This is a genomic window from Amycolatopsis sp. CB00013 (genome assembly GCF_001905755.1).
In the GTDB taxonomy this organism is placed as follows: domain Bacteria; phylum Actinomycetota; class Actinomycetes; order Mycobacteriales; family Pseudonocardiaceae; genus Amycolatopsis; species Amycolatopsis japonica.
Genome location: NZ_LIWC01000007.1, coordinates 329111 through 346628, shown reverse-complemented (window position 1 = coordinate 346628; position 17518 = coordinate 329111). Strand labels below are relative to the sequence as shown.

Here is a 17518-nt window from a genome sequence, read left to right as displayed (position 1 = left end):
ATCCGCGAAATGGACCGTGGGCCGAGTTCGCTGCTGGGTGAGGCACGGCGGGATGCCGGGCTGACGCAAGAGGAGCTGGCGGAACGCACCGGGTTGACGGTGCGGAGCATCAGCAACATCGAACGCGGCCGGGTCGCCCGGCCACGGCGCCATTCGGTGGAGGCGCTGGCGCTGGGGCTGGGTCTCCAGGGCGAGCAGGCGAGCCGGTTCGTGCGGCACTACTGCCCGGACGCGGTTTCACCTGCGAGAACGCCGGTCGTTGCGGTGCCCGCGCAGCTGCCTTCGGGGATCACGTCGTTCATCGGGCGGCGGCGGGAGATCGACGCGCTCGACGCCCTCCATGGCGAGAAGGCCGGGGCAGGTGTCGTCGTTGCGGTGCTGGAGGGCATGGCCGGGGTCGGCAAGACGTCGTTGGCCGTGCAATGGGCGCACCGCGTCAAGCAGGACTTCCCCGACGGGCAGTTGTTCGCGAACCTGCGTGGGTACGGGCCGGGGGCGCCCGCCGATCCGGCCGAGGTGCTGCGGTCGTTCCTGCGGGCGCTCGGCGTGCCCGTGGCGGATGTGCCCGCCGACCTCGACGACCGGGCAGCGTCGCTGCGCAGTGTGCTGGCCGGCCGTTCGGTGCTCATCGTGCTGGACAACGCCCGCTCGGCGGACCAGGTCCGGCCGCTCCTGCCCGGACACGCGGGCTGCGCGGTGGTGGTGACGAGCCGCGCGGCCCTGCACGGGCTGACGATCAGCGCAGACGCGCACCGGGTGCCGGTGCCCCTGCTGACCGAACGGGAGTCGTTCTCCTTGCTCGACCGGTTGGCGGGCGACGGACGAAGACTCACCGACCGCACCGCGCTCGCCGACATGGTGTCGGGGTGCGGCGGCCTGCCACTCGCCCTGCGCATCGTCGGTGAACGGCTCGCGCACCACCGGAACCTGGCGAACGTGGCGTCCTCGATGCGTTCGGCCGGCGGCCGGCTCGCCGCACTGACCACCGAAGAGAAGACCACCTCCCTGCCCTCCGTGCTGTCCTGGTCCTACGACGCGCTGCCCGGCGACGTCGCGTCGGGCCTGCGTCTGCTCGGACTCCACCCCGGCCCGCACTGGGACACCGCCGCCGCGGCGGCTCTGCTGGGCACCGATCCGCCGGAGACCCGCCGGCTCCTCGACGCGCTCGTCGACAGTCACCTGCTGCTCGCGCACTGCGCGGACGGCCGGTTCGAATTCCACGATCTGGTCCGCGACTACGCGCGCGGCCGTGCCGACGAGGAACCGGCGCGGCGGCGATCGGCGGCCCTGCGCCGGCTCGCCGAGCATTGTGTGGCCGGGGCGGCCGACGCGGCCGGGTCGATGGGGGCGGGCGACCCCAACCGAAGACCGCTGCTCACCCCGATCGCCGAGAACGTCAGGTTCACCGGCGCCGAAGACGCGGCGACCTGGCTGGCGGCGGAGATGCCCACCTTGATCGCCATCGCGGAACAGTCGTCGGCCACCGGCGACACCTACGCCCGCGACCTCTCGACCGTGCTGTGGCAGGTGTTGCGGGTCCACGGTCACTACGGCGCGCTGCGCACACTGCACCGTCTCGCGCTCGGCGAGGCACAGCGGGCGGGCGACGCCATCGGCATCCAGCAGGCGCTCGTCGACCTGGCCGCGATCTGCGCCAGGCTCGGCCATTTCGACGAGGCGGTGACACATCTGACCCGCTGCCTCGACGTCGACGCGAGCCCGGTCGTCACCGGCCGCGCCCTGAACATCCTCGGCACCGTGTACGGGCAACTGGGCCGCTACGCCGACGCGGCGGACCACTTGAGCAGGGCGGTCACGGTTTCCCGGGACAACGGCGACCGCCTCAACGAGGGGCGTGCGCTGTCCAACCTCGGCTTCGTCCACGAACGCCGGGGCGAGCTGGACGCCGCTCTCGACTGCTATCGGCAATGCCTGACCAACGCCCAACGCATCGGCGACCGGCTGAGCGAAGCGATCGCGCTGCACAACCTCGGAGACGTGTACCGCGCGCTGGGCCGGTGGACGGAGGCCCACGACCACCTCGGCCGATCGCTGACGGTCAGCAGGGCCGAGGGCCACCGGGAGGCCGAAGGATACGCACTGGCCTACCTCGGGCTGGTGCATCTCCGGCAGGGCGACGCGGCGGCGGCCCGCGTGCACCAGGAGGCCGCGCTCGACATCGCGGTGGCGACGGGCATCCGGCCGCTGGAGACCCTCGTGCACAACGGGCTCGCGGACAGCGCGCTGGCCCGCGGTGACCGGCCCGCCGCGCTCGCGCACTACACGCGGGCCGCCGAACTCGCCCGGCTGACCCGCGAACCGCATGAGGAGGCCCGCGCGCTGACCGGTATCGCCGCGACCCACGACGGCGTCGGCGCGCCGGACAAGGCCAAGCCGTATCGCGAACGCGCGCAGTCGCTGTACGACGCGATGGGTATCGCGATGGTGCCGTCCTGACCGGAAGTTGCCGTCCGCACAGTTTCCGGTCGGGTTTCCTGGTCCGGGCGGCGTCCCGGAAGTTCAATCTGCCGAGGTCGGCGAACTCCGGCCGGGTCACGAGGGGATTCAGCGGTTGCGGGCAGATCTGGGCGGATTCGAGCGGGTACACGAGGCGTTCGAGGCGCAGTCGAAAAGGACACCCCACCGCTGCGCGCTCGTCGCGGGCGACGAGCGGCTGAGCTACGCGCGGCTGGACGAGGCCGCGAACACGGTCGCGCACGCGCTGCTCCGTCGCGGGGTGGCCCGCGGTGACCTCGTCGGCGTCTGCCTGCGCCGCGGCCGGTGGCTGGTCCCCACCCTGCTGGGGGTGCTGAAGGCGGGATGCGCCTATGTCCCGCTGGACCCGGCCGCTCCTCCTGCGCACGGCGCGTCGGTCGTCGCGGACTCCGGGCTGTCGCTGGTGGTGGCGGACGAACCGGATCCGGCCGCGCTCGCGGACGCCGACGTGCCGGTGCTGGCCGTCGGGGACGTCGCCCCCGCGCCCACGGCCGCCCCCGGTGTCCCGGGTTCCGGCACGGACCTCGCGTACGTGATCTACACGTCCGGCTCCACCGGCAGGCCGAAAGGTGTCCAGGTCGAGCACCGCAACGTGCTCGCGTTGCTGGCGTGGGCGGCCGCGACCTACGGCGACGACGAGCTGCGAGGCGTGCTCGGCGCCGCGTCGGTCTGCTTCGACGCGTCCGTCGCCGAAGTCTTCCCGCCCCTGGTGACCGGCGGGAGCCTGGTGCTCGCCGAGAACCTGCTCGCGCTGCCCGGGCTGGCCGCGCGGGACGAGGTGACGTTCGTGCAAGGCGTGCCGTCCGTCCTGGCGGTGCTGGCGCGGACCCCGCTCCCGCGTTCGGTGCGGACCGTCGCGATCGCGGGCGAGGCCCTGCACCGGTCGCTCGTCGACCGCCTCTACGCCAACGAGGGCGTGCGGCGGATCGTGAACTGTTACGGCCCGACCGAGGCGACGGTGAACTGTTCGTGCCACGAAGTCGGCCGGGACGAATCGGCCGACCCGCCGATCGGGACCCCGCTTCCCGGCGCCGCGTTCTCGGTGCGGGACGCCGACGGTCGCGCGCTCGGTGACGACGAGGTCGGCGAGCTGTGGGTCAGCGGGACACTCGTCACCCGCGGGTACCTGGGGCAGCCGGAGCTGACCGCCGAGAAGTTCGTGGTCGACTCCCGCGGCGTCCGGCACTACCGCACCGGCGACCTGGTCCGATGCCGCGACGGCGTGCACCACTTCGTCGGCCGCGCCGACGACCAGGTGAAGGTGCGGGGCTTCCGGATCGAACCGGGACAGGTCCAGGCCGCGCTCCTCACCCACCCCGCCGTCGGCAACGCGGTGGTGCTCGCGCCCGCCGACGAGCACGGGGAACGTCGGCTCGTAGGTTTCGCCGAACCGGCCGGGGCCGCGGTGACCGAGCAGGAACTGTTGCGGTGGCTGCGCTCGCGGCTGCCCGCGCATCTGGTGCCGTCACGGATCGCCGTACTCGACGCGATCCCGCTCGGCACGACCGGGAAGGCGGACCGGACCGCGCTGGCGGCGTGGGTCTTCGACCGCGAGGACACCGAGTACACCGCCCCGGGCACCGAGGCGGAGCGGCTGGTCGCCGAGGAGGTCGCTGCCGCGTTCGGGCTGCCGGGGATCGGTGTGCACGACCGGTTCTCCGAGTCGGGCGGGCATTCCCTGGCCGCGGCGCGCGCGGTCGCGCGACTGCGGGAGAGCACCGGCCGGGTGGTGACGCTGACGGAGTTCCTCTCCGACGGCACGGTGGCCGCGGTCGCGCGACGGCTCGCGGACGCTCCGGCCGCCGCGCCTTCCTTGGCACTGGAGGAAAACCCGGGGACCTTTCCTTTGACCGGCACGCAACGGGATCTGTGGACGCTCGCCCAGCTCGGTTCGACCGGCACCGCGACTACCGTCGCTTGGCGGCTGCGGCTGCGCGGCCGGGTGTCGGTGCCCGCGCTGCGGGCCGCCGCGGACCAGGTCGTGGCCCGGCACGAGGTGCTGCGCGGCACGATCGGCGACCACGAAGGCGAACCGGTCATGGTGGTGGGCCCGCCGGTGCGGGTTCCGGTGGACGTACACGACCTGCGCGGGCTGCCCGGCGCGGACCGGCGGGCCGGGGAGCTGGCCGCCTCCGCCGCCCGGCACGCGTTCGACCTCTCCAGTGACACGCCGCTCCTGCGGATCACGCTGCTCCGCCTCGCCGACGACGTGGCCGACCTGATCGTCGTGTCCGACCACATCGCCACCGACGGCGCGTCCATCGGCGTGCTCATGGCCGAGCTGACCGGCGCACCCGCGGCTTCCTTCGCGCAGGTGGGCGCGGTGGCGTCGCGGGAACGCGCGCTCGCGGCGATACCCGAAGAGCGAGGCCGGCTGACGGCGTACTGGTCGGAAGAGCTGGCGGGCGCGACCCCGCCGGACGCCCTGTTCGACCGCGCCGCGCACGGCCGGCAGCGCTTCGGAGGGGAACGGATCAGCACTCCGCTACCGGAATCGCTGGGGTCGGCGGTGCGGGCACTGGCCGAATCGAACGGGGTGACGCCGTTCGCGGTGTACCTGTCGGCGCTGGGACTGCTGGTCGGCGAACTGGTGCGGGGCCAGGACGTGCTGCTGGGGATGGCGGCCGCGCACCGGGACCGGCCCGAGCTCGAGCACACCGTCGGGCCGCTCGTCGACGTCCTGCCGGTGCGGTTGCGGCTCGACGCGGACACGTCGTTCCGCGACCTGCTGCGCGCGGCCATGACCACGGCGGCGCGCGCCATCGACCATCGGGGCCTGCCCAGCGGTGAACTCACCGGGCTGTGGGGCGGCGACCGGCCGGCCGGGGTACCGCTCACCCCCGTGTCGATCGCGGTGCAGCCCGACGGTCTGCCGCTGTCGGCGTACGGGCCGGACACGCGGCTGGATCTGCTCGGCGAGCTGCCGACCGGCGGCAGCCACAACCCGCTGACGGTGTTCGTGAACACCCACGTCGGCGGCACCGAGCTGATCGTCGAGCACGACCCGTCGTGGCTCGCCCCCGACCGCGCCCGCTGGTTCTCCCGTTCCCTGCTGCACCTACTGCACACCGCTGTGTCCACACCGGACACCGCGCTGTCCACACTGGAACTGGCGGCCGACGGGGAACTCGCCGTGCTGACGAGCTGGGGCACCGGCCCCGCGCTGCCCGACGACGACGCGGCCGGCGTGCCGGAGGCGGTGTGGCGCACCGCGTCGCGGACACCCGACGCGGTCGCGGTGTCCGCTGAGGGCGGGCAGCTGACGTACGCGGAACTGGTGGGCCACGCCGACCGGATCGCGCGCGTGCTCGCCGCGTCCGGGGTGACGGCCGGGGACACGGTCGGGGTGTGCCTGCCGCGCGACGAGTTCCTTCCCGCCGCGCTGCTCGCCGTGTGGCGGGCGGGTGCGGGATATCTGCCGCTCGACACCGGACAACCCGTCGCCAGGCTGGCCCAGCTCGCGGTCGAGGCCGACCTGAGCGTCGTGCTCACGCGCGGCGACGCCCAGCCGGTGGCGGCGGAGGTCGCCGACGCCGCGCCGGGCTTGCGCGTGGTCGATGCCGACCGGACCGACGGGGTGCCCTTCGAGCCGGTGCTGCCGGATGGCGACTCCCTCGCCTACGTGCTGTACACCTCCGGGTCGACCGGGCGGCCCAAGGGGGTCGAGATCAGCCACGCGAACCTGTACGCGTTCGTCCGTTCCCGCGGGCTCTGCCCCGGTATGACGCGGGACGACGCGATGCTCGGGGTCGCGCCGCTCGCCTTCGACGTGTCGGCCGAGGAACTGTGGTGGCCGCTCGCCACCGGCGCGCGCTGCGTCGTCGCCGACCGCGACACCGCTGTCGACGGCCACGAGCTCGCGCGGCGGATCGCCGAGAGCGGGGTCACCGTCGTCGACCTGACCCCCACGAGCCTGCGGATGCTGCTCGCCGCGGGCTGGGCGGGTGACCCCACGCTGCGGCTCCTGCTCGGCGGCGAGGTGCTCGACCCCGACCTCGCCGCGCGGGTCCGGCCGCTGGTCGGCGAGCTGTGGAACGGCTACGGCCCGACGGAGACCACGGTCGCGGCGACCGCGCACCGGGTCACCGGGCACGACCGGGACCGGGTCCCGATCGGTTCGCCGACGCCAGGCGCGCGGCTGTACGTGGTGGACGAGGCGGGCAGGCTCGCGCCGCCCGGCGCGATCGGCGAGCTGTGGATCGGCGGCACCGGTGTGGCGACCGGCTACCGGGGGCGGCCCGAGCTGACCGGGTCCGCGTTCGTCGCCGACCCGGTGCGGCCGGGCGAACGCTGCTACCGCACCGGTGATCTGGTCCGGTGGCGCCCCGAGGCGACACTGGAATTCCTCGGCCGCGCCGACGACCAGGTGAAGGTGCGCGGCAACCGGTTCGAGCCGGGCGAGATCGAATCCGTCCTGCGTGGACTGTCCGATGTGGATGACGCGGCGGTGGCGGTCGCTGAGGACGGCGTGGACGCGCACGTGATCGGCTACCTCACTCCCGCTACCGTCGACACGGCGGCTGTCGAGCGACGGCTACGACGGTTACTGCCCGCCTACATGGTGCCGAGTTCGTGGTGCGCCTTGGACGCGCTCCCCTTGCTGCCCAATGGAAAGCTCGACCGACGCGCGCTTCCGCCGACGCCCGTCGCCCGCCCTGCCGCGGTCGCACCGCTGTCGGAAGCCGAGGCGGTGGTCGCGCAGGTGTGGCGGGAATGCCTCGAACTCGACGTGGAGATCGGCCCGGACAGCGACTTCTTCGCCCTCGGCGGCCGCTCGCTGGCGGCGACCCGGGTGGTCGGCCTCCTGCACACCCGGCTGAGACGCCGGATCACCGTCCGCACGTTGTTCGACCACCCCGTGCTCGCCGACTTCACCGCGCGGATCGACGGGGAAACCGCCGACGCCGACCGACCGCTCGTCGCCCGCGTGGACCCGTACGCCCCCGCGCCGCTGTCACCGGCGCAGCGCATGCTGTGGTTCGCGGCGAAGCTCGACCCGGACAGCGCCGCGTACAACTCCCCCACCGTGTTACGGATCCTGGGCGCACTCGACGAGCGCCGGCTGTACCGCGCGGTCCGCGCGGTCACGACGCGCCATCACGTGCTGCGCAGCCGGTTCACCGAGATCGACGGGGATCCGGTCGCGCTCCTCGGACCGGCCGACGCCGTCCCGATGTCCACTGTGGACGTCCATGAACCGGATCTGGCCGCGGCGGTGAGAGCGGAGATCCGGCGGCCGTTCGCCCTGGACGCCGCTCCGCCACTGCGCGTGGTCCTGTTCCGACTCAGCCCGGACCATCACGTGCTCGCCCTCACCTGCCACCACATCGCCACCGACGCGACGTCCCAACGGCTCCTGCTGTCCGAAATGGACGCGTGGTACCGCACGGAACCCGACGATCCGCCACTCTCGGTCCAGTACGCCGACCACGCCGTACGGGAACGCGAGCAGGACCGGGCGGCGGGGCTCGACTGGTGGGAGCGGCGGCTCGCTGATCTGCCCGCGTTGCGAGTGCCCGCCGACCGGCCCCGCCCCGCCATCGCGGACTGGACGGCCGGCGAGGTCCCGGTCCGGCTGCCCGCGGACGTCACGGAGCGGGTCCGGGCACTGGCGAGCGCGACCGGGACCACCCCGTTCACGGTCCTGCTCGCGGCCTGGCAACTGCTGCTCGCCCGGCTGGCCGGGGTACGGGACCTCGCCGTCGCCGTGCCGCACAGCGGCCGCCGCACCGCCGAACTGGCCGGAATGGTCGGCTTCTTCGTCGACACCGTGGCCGTCCGTGCCGATCTGGGGACCGACGTGTCGGGCCGCGACCTCGTGGCCAGGACACGCGACGCGGTGCTCGACGCGTTCGCACACGCCGACGTGCCGTTCGACGAGGTCGTGCGGCGGCTCGCGCCGGAGCGGGATCCGGCGAGCACCCCGGTGTGCCAGGTGATGATGAACGTCCTCGACGACCAGGCGGCCGCGACGCTCGGCGACCTGGCGGTGACGGTGCTGCCGCAACCGGTCGCCACCGCGCTGTACGACCTGAACCTCGACCTCGCCGAAACCGGCGACGGCTACACGGGCAGGCTCGTGTTCCGTACCGACCTGTTCGACCGGGACACGATCGAACGCTGGGCCCGCTGGTACGGCACCCTTCTCGACCTCCTCACCGACGACCCGGACGCCCAACTGTCCACACTGGACATCCTGAACGCCGCGGAACGTGCCGCGTTGTTCTCCTGGGGAACCGGGAAACCGTTGCCCGCCACCCGGACCGTGGTCGCCGACGTGCTCGCGCGACAGTCCGGCGCGGTGGCGACCTCATCGCCTACCGGCCGGCTGTCCTATGCGGACCTGGCCACGTGGTCGGCACGGGGCGCCCGCGGTCTGCTCGCCGCGGGTGTCGCCACCGGCGACGTGGTCGGCGTATGCCTGCCCCGCGACGAATACCTGCCCGCCGGGCTGCTCGCGGTATGGCGGGCCGGTGGCGCGTACCTTCCGCTGGACCCCGGCCATCCCGCGGACCGGATCGCGGCACTCGCCGCCGACGCCGGGATCCGGGTCGTCGCCGCCCGCGGTCCCGCGCTGGACGTGGCCCGCGCCGCCCTGCCGCACCTGACGGTCGTGGACCTCGACGCCCCCGTCACGGAGGACCACGCGCTGCGGGAACCGGGCCTGGACGACCTCGCCTACGTCCTCTACACCTCCGGTTCGACGGGCAGGCCGAAGGGCGTCGCGGTCACGCATCGGAATCTCGCCGCGCTGGTCCACGCCTTCCGCGAAGTCACCGGCGTCCGGCCGTCCGACACCTGGCTCGCGGTCGCGCCGCTCGTGTTCGACACCGCCACCGGCGAGATCTGGACGACCTTGACCGCGGGCGCGCACTGCGCGATCGCCGACCGGGACTGTGCCGTCGACGGGCACGCGCTGGTCCGGCGGCTCGTCTCGACCGGCGCGACCCGCTTCAACCCGACACCGACCACCTTGCGGATGCTCGTCGCCGCCGGACTTCCCGAGCTGCCGGGACTGCACGTGTTCTCCGGCGGCGAGGCCCTCGACGTCGCGCTGGCGCGGCAGGTCACCGCCCGGGTCGCGAGCCTGCGCAACTGTTACGGCCCCACGGAGACCACCATCACCGCGACCACGCACCTGGTGACCACCGCCGACCTGGCGGCCGACCGGCCGATACCGATCGGCGGCCCCCTCGACGGCACCCTGCTCACGGTGGTCGACCCGTTCGGCCGGACCGCGCTTCCCGGCGCCGTCGGCGAGTTGTCCATCGGCGGTGCCGGCGTGACACCGGGCTACCGCGACCGTCCGGAGCGGACCGCGTCCGCCTTCGGTACCGACCCGTTGCACGGGGTCCGTTCCTACCGCACCGGCGACCTGGTCCGCTGGCGTGCCGACGGCGCGCTGGAGTTCCACGGCCGCGCCGACCACCAGGTGAAGATCCGCGGCAACCGGGTCGAACTCGGCGAGGTGGAGCATGTGCTGCGCGCGGTCGCCGGAGTGACCGACGCGGTGGTCGTGGTGCGCTCCGGGGAGGGCGAACCCCATCTCGTCGGCTATCTCACTCCGTCCACTGTGGACACGGATGTGGTGGCGGCCGTGCTGCGCGGACGGCTACCCGACTACGCGGTGCCTCACCGTTGGGTGCCGCTCGACGCGTTCCCCGTCACCGCGACCGGGAAGGTGGACCGCACCGCGCTACCCGCCCCCGTCGCGCAGACGCGGCCCGACAGCCGGCCGGAATCGGCGGTCGAAGAACTCGTCGCGATGATCTGGGCCGAGGTGCTCGGCCGAGAGCAGGTCGGCGCGCTGGACGACTTCTTCGGCCTCGGCGGACATTCCCTCGCCGCGACCAAGGTCGTCGGCCGTCTCGGCGAGGCGCTCGGGTTCCCCGTCCCGGTGCGCTGTCTGTTCGACCGGCCCATGCTGCGGGAGTTCGCGGTCGAACTGGAACGGATCGCGATGACCGTACTGGCGGACGACGGCGCCATCGATGTCCAGGCGGGAAGCACGGCATGACCGACTCACTGATCACCCCCGCGCAGCGACGGATGCGCGAACTGCTCGCGGGCCGCGCCGCCGCCGCACTGAGCGGCGGCCTCGCCGCGGGGCCCTCCATCCCCCGCCTCCCTCGCGACGGATCACCGGTGCCGCTGTCGTCCGCGCAGGCCAGGTTGTGGTTCCTGGCCCGCTTCGAACCCGGCGGCCACACCTACAACCTGCCGCTCGTGCTCGACCTGACCGGACCGGCCGACGAGACCGCGCTCCTCGCCGCGGTCCGTGACGTCGCCGACCGCCACGACGTGCTCCGCGGCGTGTACCGGGAGATCGACGGCGAACCGATGCGGTGCGCAGGACCCGGCGTTCCGGTGTCCACTGTGGACTTGACGGCGGAGGAACTGGACGCCGCCGTGGCCGCCGAGGCCGTCCGTCCGTTCGCGCTCGGCGACCTGCCGCCGATGCGGGCGGTGCTGTTCCGCGTCGCCGCCGACCGGCGTGTGCTCGCGTTGACGTTCCACCACATCGCGATGGACGCCCCGTCGGCCGCGGTCGTGCTCGACGATCTCGCCGCCTGTTACGCGGCCCGCCTCGGCGTCCGCGACGTACCGCCACCACCGGCGCTCCAGTACGCGGATCTGGTGGCATGGAACGATTCCAGGCCGGACACCGCCGAGGCCGATCTGGACTGGTGGCACGAGCGGCTCGCCGGACTGCCCCCGGTGCTGGCGCTGCCGACCGACCGGCCCCGGCCGGCCGTGGCCGGTGACGAGGGCGCCGAAGTCGTCGTCGAGGTGCCTGCCGCCCTCACCGCGCGGCTGCGGGAGATCGCCCGCACCACCGGCGCCACCCCGTTCATGGTGTTCCTGGCGTGCTGGCAGACCCTGCTCGCCAGGCTGGCCGGGACGACCGACGTTCCGGTGGGGGTGCCCGAGTCCGGACGGCGCCACCCGGACGCCGAACGGGTCGTCGGCTGCTTCGTCGACACGCTGGTGCTGCGCACCGACCTGGCCGGGGCGACCACCGGCCGCGATCTGCTCGCCACCGCACGCGACACGGTGCTCGACGCGTTCGCGCACACGGGCGTGGCGTTCGAGCGGATCGTGGAACGGGTCGCGCCCCGGCGCGGGCTCGACGCGTCGCCGATCTTCCAGGTCATGCTCAACGTCCTCGACGAACCGTCGCGGACGCCCGAGTTGCCCGGCGTGACCACCCGGGTCACCGAACCGCCGGTACGGGGCGTCAAGTTCGACCTGAGCCTCGCACTGTCCCGGTCCGGTGACGGCTATTCGGGCGGGCTCGCCTACCGCACCGACCTGTTCGACCGGGGCACCGCGGAACGGATCGCCCGCTGGTTCGTCACGCTCGTGGACGGGATCACCGCGGACCTCGACCGGCCGGTGGCCGAGGTACCCGTCGAGGTCGTCACCTCGCCGGTGCTGGCGGGGCCTGCCCAGGATCGGACCGGACTCCGCCCGGTGCACACCCTGATCGAAGACACCGCCGACCGCGTCCCGGACGCTGTCGCCGTGGTCGGCGGGACCGGTTCGCTGACCTACCGGCGGCTCGACGAGCGGGCCAACCGGCTCGCGCATCGGCTGCGTGAACTGGGCGTGACCGCGGACGAGCCGGTCGGGCTGTTGCTGGAGCAGGGCACCGACGTCGCGGTCGCGGTGCTGGGCATCATGAAGTCCGGTGGCGCGTATCTGCCGATGGACACCACCTACCCGCCGTCGCGCGTGGCCGCCATCCTCGCCACCGCGAAGGCCCGGATCCTGCTCGCCGAACCCGGCCTCGACATCACCGTTCCCGACGTCACCGTCCTGACCGTCGACGACGCCGTCGCGGGGCAGCCCAGCAGCAGGCCGGGCGTCCCGGTCGCGGGGCACGACCTGATCCACGTCATCTTCACGTCCGGTTCGACCGGCGCTCCCAAGGGTGTCGCGGTCGAGCACCGCAACGTCGCGCACTACCTCGCCGGGATGCTGCCCCGGCTCGGCGAGGTGGCGGGCGCGTCGTTCGCGGTCGTCTCCACCCCGGCCGCCGACTTCGGCCTCACCTGCGTGTACGGCGCCCTCACCACCGGCGGCACGGTGCATCTGGTCGAGCGGGACACCGCGATGGATCCGCAGGCGTTCGCCGGGTACCTGGCCGGGCACCCGGTCGACGTGCTCAAATGCGTGCCCAGCCACCTCGAACTCCTGGCGCGCCACGGAGATCTGGCCTCGGTGCTGCCGCGCGCGTTGCTCATCCTGGCGGGCGAGGCCTGCCCGTGGTCACTGGTCGAGCGCGTCGAGGCGGCCCGGCCCGGGCTGCGGGTGCAGAGCCACTACGGGCACACCGAAAGCACGATGATCTCGATGACCTGCGACGTGGCGACCGTCCCGCCGCACGAACGCACCGGATACGTACCGCTCGGCATCCCGCTGCCCGGGGTCGCCGGTCATCTCGTCGACGCGCGCGGCGCGGTCGTTCCCGGTGGCATGACCGGCGAACTGGTGATCGGCGGACCACAGATCACCCGCGGCTATCTCGGCGACGACACGCAGACGGCGGCCCGGTTCGTGCCCGACCCGCTGGGCACCGGCGTGCGATGCTTCCGCAGCGGAGACCTGTTGCGGATCCGCGCCGACGGCACCGTGCAGTTCCTCGGCCGCGCCGACGACCAGGTGAAGGTCCGCGGCCACCGGGTCGAACTGGGCGAGGTCACCGCCGCACTGCGCGACGTCGACGGCGTGGCCGAGGCCGTCGTGCTGCCGGTCGGTGACGGCCTCGACCGGCGCCTGGCCGCGTGGCTCGTCGGGCCGGGACTCGACGTGGCGACCGTGCGCCGGACACTGCGCGAACGCCTGCCGGACTACATGGTGCCCGCCTCGCTGACCGTGCTGGACCGCTTGCCGCTCAACGCGAACGGCAAGATCGACCGGGCGGCTCTGCCCGACGCCGCCGAGCGTGTGCCCGCGACGCGGCGGCCGGTGGCGACCCCGGCCGAACGGCTCGTGGCGCGGATCTGGAGCGACGTGCTCGGGATCGACGGCAGCTCCGCGGACGACGACTTCTTCGCCGTGGGCGGGCATTCCTTCGCCGCGGTGCGCGTGGCGGGACGGCTGGGTGAGGCGCTGCACCGCGATGTCGCCGTGCGCACGGTGTTCGAGCACCCCGTGCTGGCCGACCTCGCCGTCGTGCTGGCCGCCGACCCGGACGGCGTGTCCGGCGGCGCACCCATCCCCGTGCGGCCGGATCCCGAAGCACCCGCGCCGCTGTCGTCCGCGCAGGCGCGGCTGTGGTTCCTCGAACTGCTCGGCCCGGGCTCGGCCTATCACGCCGATCTCGTGCTGCGGCTGCGTGGGCCGCTGGACTCGGCGGCGATGGCGCTCGCGGTGCGGGACGTCGCCGCACGGCACACCGTCTTGCGCACCGTCATCGAGGAGCGGGACGGGACGCCGGTGGCCGTGCCGGTGCCGGCCGACCGCGTCCCTATGTCTATTGTGGACATAGCCGCCGATCGGGTCGACGCGGCGTGCCGGACGGAACTGGCCCGGCCGTTCGCGCTCGACCGGGAGCCGCCGCTGCGGGCGTCGCTGTTCCGGATCGCCGACGACGAGCACGTCCTCGCGCTCACCGTGCACCACATCGCGACCGACAACTGGTCTCGCGGCGTGATCGGGACGGACCTCGCCGACGCGTACGCCGCCCGGCTCGCGGGATCCGCACCGGACGCGGCCTTGCCCGTCCAGTACGCGGATTACGCCGCCTGGCTGGCCGCCCGTGCACGCGCCGAAGACCTGGACTGGTGGTGTGACCGGCTTTCCGGGCTGCCACCGCTGCTCACGTTGCCGACCGACCGGCCCCGTCCGGCGGTGGCCGGGTGGTCGGGCGGGCACGTCCGGTTCGCCCTCCCCGCCGCGCTCACCGCACGCGTTCGGCGGGTCGCGGCCGAGACGGGTGTGACGCCGTTCATGGTGCTGCTGGCCTGCTGGCAGGAACTGCTCGGCCGCCGCGCCGGTACCGAAGACGTCGCGGTCGGCGTGCCCGAGTCCGGACGGCATCACCCGGACGTCGAGTCGACGGTGGGCTGTTTCGTGAACACGCTCGTGCTGCGCACGGATCTCGGCGGCGATCCGACCGTACGGGAGTTGCTCGGCCGGTCCCGCGAGACCGTGCTCGGCGCTTTCGCGCACGCCGAGACGCCGCTCGAACGGATCATCGAGCGGCTGCGACCGGAGCGATCCGTGGCGGCGACGCCGATCTTCCAGGTATTGCTGAACGTCCTCGACCAGCCGGCGACACCACCCGCCATCCCGGGTGTCGAGGTGACGGCCGTCCGCGACGCGGGCGAGCAGGTGAAGTTCGACCTCAGCCTGGTGCTGGTCAACGACGGCGACACCTATCTCGGCGGCCTCGCCTACCGGGCCGACCTGTTCGACGCCGCCACCGCCGAAGAGATCGTCGCCGACTTCCAGGCGCTCCTGACCGGACTGATGTCCGATGTGGACAATCGAGTCGCCGCGGTCGGTCCGGCCCGCGCCGGGTCCCGCCCGGTCACCGTGCCCAGCCCCGAGCCGGTGACGGGTTCGCGGTCGCTGGAAACTCCTACAGAGCACCGCGTCGCACAGGCGTGGGCACAGGTGCTCGACGTGTCCGAGATCCACGCCGACGACGACTTCTTCGCCCTCGGCGGCCATTCGTTCACCGCGGTCCGCGCGGTCCGGCTGATCGACGAGCGATTGCGCGTCATCGACCTGTTCCTGCATCCGACCGTCCGCGAACTGGCCGCCCATCTCGACGCCGGACGGGACACCGACGACGGGCGCCTGCTGCATCGCCTCTCCCCCGCCCGCACGGGCACGCCGGACGTGACGCTCGTCTGCGTGCCCTACGGCGGCGGCTCGGCCGCGGTGTTCCAGCCGCTGGCCACCGAACTCGCCGTCGCCGCACCGGAGATCGACCTGCTCGCCGTCGAGCTGCCGGGCCACGACGTGGCGCGGCCCGACGAGGCGTTCCGCACCGTCGACGAGGTGGTCGACCTGCTGGCCGACGAGATCGGCCGGACCGTCACGGGTCCGGTCGCCGTGTACGGGCACTGCGTCGGTTCGGCGGTGGCCACCGCGCTCGCCGCCCGGCTCGAGGCCGACGGCCGCACCGTCGCCGGGGTGGTCGTGGCGGGCAGCTTCCCCGCCGCACGCCTGCCCGGGAAGCTGTCGGCTTGGCTGCAACGCCGCTTCCCGCGCGAACGCTGGGTCGCGGACCGGCTCTACCGGGACACCCTGCGGGCCACCGGCGGACTGCTGGACGACATGGACGAGGCCGCGAGCGCGGCGATGCTGCACGCGCTGCGGCACGACGCCGGGCAGGCGCAGTCCTGGTTCGGCCGCGCGCTCGACCCGGACGCCGGGCCACAGCCCCGGCTCGTCGCGCCGGTCCTGTGCGTGGCCGGGGCGAGCGACCCGGCGACCGAGCTGTACCAGGAGCGGTACCGGGAGTGGGGTGTGTTCGCCGACCGCGTCGAACTGGCCGTGCTGCCCAAGGCCGGGCACTACTTCCTGCGCCACCAGGCCGCCGAGGTCGCCGCACTGCTGCGGGACCGGCTGTCCCGCTGGGCCACCGGTGATCTGCCGCCGGAAGTCGACGACGTCCCGGTCGCCGCGGCCGCGACCCGGCGTGGGCTGCGCGCGTTCTACACCGTGGCGGGTGGCCAAGCCGTGTCGATGATCGGCAACGAACTGAGCGCGTTCGCGCTCGGTGTGTGGGCGTACCAGCTGAGCGGACGCGTCATCGACCTCGCGCTGGTGGTGTTGCTCGCCCGCGTGCCGAGCATGCTGCTGACGCCGGTCGGCGGCGCGCTCGCCGACCGGGTGGACCGCAGGCGGATCATGCTGTGCTGCGACCTGACGAGCGGTGCGGCGATGGCCGTGCTCGCCGTGCTGTTCGCCTTGGGACGGCTGGATCTCGTGACGGTCTGCGCGATCGTCGGCGTCATGTCGGTGGCGTCGGCGTTCCACCGGCCCGCCTACCTGGCGGCGATCGCCCAGCTGGTGCCGAAGCCGTATCTGCCGCAGGCCAACGCGCTCGCCGACATGGGCGCCGGGCTCGGCACCGTACTCGGCCCCGTCCTCGGCGGTGTCCTCATGGGACTGTCCGGGCTGACCGGGGTCGTCGTGGTCGACGTCGCCACGTTCGCGATCGGCGTGACCACCCTGGTGCTGGTGCGGTTCCCGGACCGGATGTCCTTCACCCGGGTCGAACCGTTCACGAGGGCGGTCACCGGCGGGTGGAAGTTCGTGCTGCGCCGCAAACCGCTGCTGGTGATGATCGGTTATTTCGCGGTGGTCAACTACTTCACCGCCGTGATGTGGGTCGGCCTCACCCCGCTGGTCCTGTCGATCGGCTCGACGGGCGAACTGGGTGTGGTCAGTGCCGTCGGCGGGATCGGCGCCGCGGTCGGCGCGCTCGTCGTGATCACCTGGGGCGGCACCGCGCGCCGGGCCACCGGCATGATCGCGTTCGTCGTCGGCTCCGGGATCGGCGTGGCGCTGATGGGTGCGTGGCCTTCGGTGTTCGTGATCGCGATCGGCCTGTTCGTGCGACTGGCGTGCATGAGCATCGGCAACGCGCACTGGCTGTCGATCATCCAGACGAAGGTCGGCCAGCATCTGCAGGGCCGGGTGCTGGCGATCAACGTCATGCTGGCGACCGCCATGCAACCGCTCGGGTTCCTGACCGCGGGACCGCTCGCCGACCTGCTCGGCGGTTTCGCCACGCTGATGGTGGTCTCCGGTGCCGTGCTGGTGGTGTGGGGCGTGCTCGGCCTGCGGTACCGGCCGCTGCACGACATCGAGGAACTGCTGCCGGACGCGGCGCCACCCGCGGAGATCGACGCCGACCTCGACCGCGTACAGGCGCTCGCCGACCGGGACCTGGTGCGGTGACCCGGTTTTCGAACAACCTCGATCAAGGTCGTCGCTCAAGATCATTGTCCGGTTCCCCGCGCCGCCGTTAATGTTTGACGTAGCCGAATTACCGGCT

Annotated in this window: 3 protein-coding genes; all 3 read left to right on the top strand. The window is 73.3% G+C overall.

The features are described 5' to 3' along the window. Positions 1-9: 9 nt before the first annotated feature. The 3 genes from AMK34_RS38455 (at position 10) to AMK34_RS38445 (ending at position 17421) form a co-directional block, all read left to right on the top strand. On the top strand, positions 10-2457 hold the full coding sequence (locus tag AMK34_RS38455) for an ATP-binding protein (protein WP_073848678.1): 2448 nt from the start codon (positions 10-12) through the stop codon (positions 2455-2457). A gap of 115 nt (positions 2458-2572) precedes the next feature. After that, entirely contained in the window at positions 2573-10513 is a 7941-nt protein-coding gene (locus AMK34_RS38450; RefSeq protein WP_073848677.1) for a non-ribosomal peptide synthetase, read from the top strand. Beyond that, on the top strand, positions 10510-17421 hold the full coding sequence (locus AMK34_RS38445; RefSeq protein ID WP_073848675.1) for a non-ribosomal peptide synthetase/MFS transporter: 6912 nt from the start codon (positions 10510-10512) through the stop codon (positions 17419-17421). The genes AMK34_RS38450 and AMK34_RS38445 overlap by 4 nt, the downstream gene beginning before the upstream one ends. Positions 17422-17518 lie beyond the last annotated feature (97 nt).

Bases quoted from the DNA above. Each gene is read 5' to 3' on its own strand.
- AMK34_RS38455 (WP_073848678.1), top strand. From the start codon at position 10: ATGGACCGTGGGCCGAGTTCGCTGCTGGGTGAGGCACGGCGGGATGCC.
- AMK34_RS38445 (WP_073848675.1), top strand. From the start codon at position 10,510: ATGACCGACTCACTGATCACCCCCGCGCAGCGACGGATGCGCGAACTG.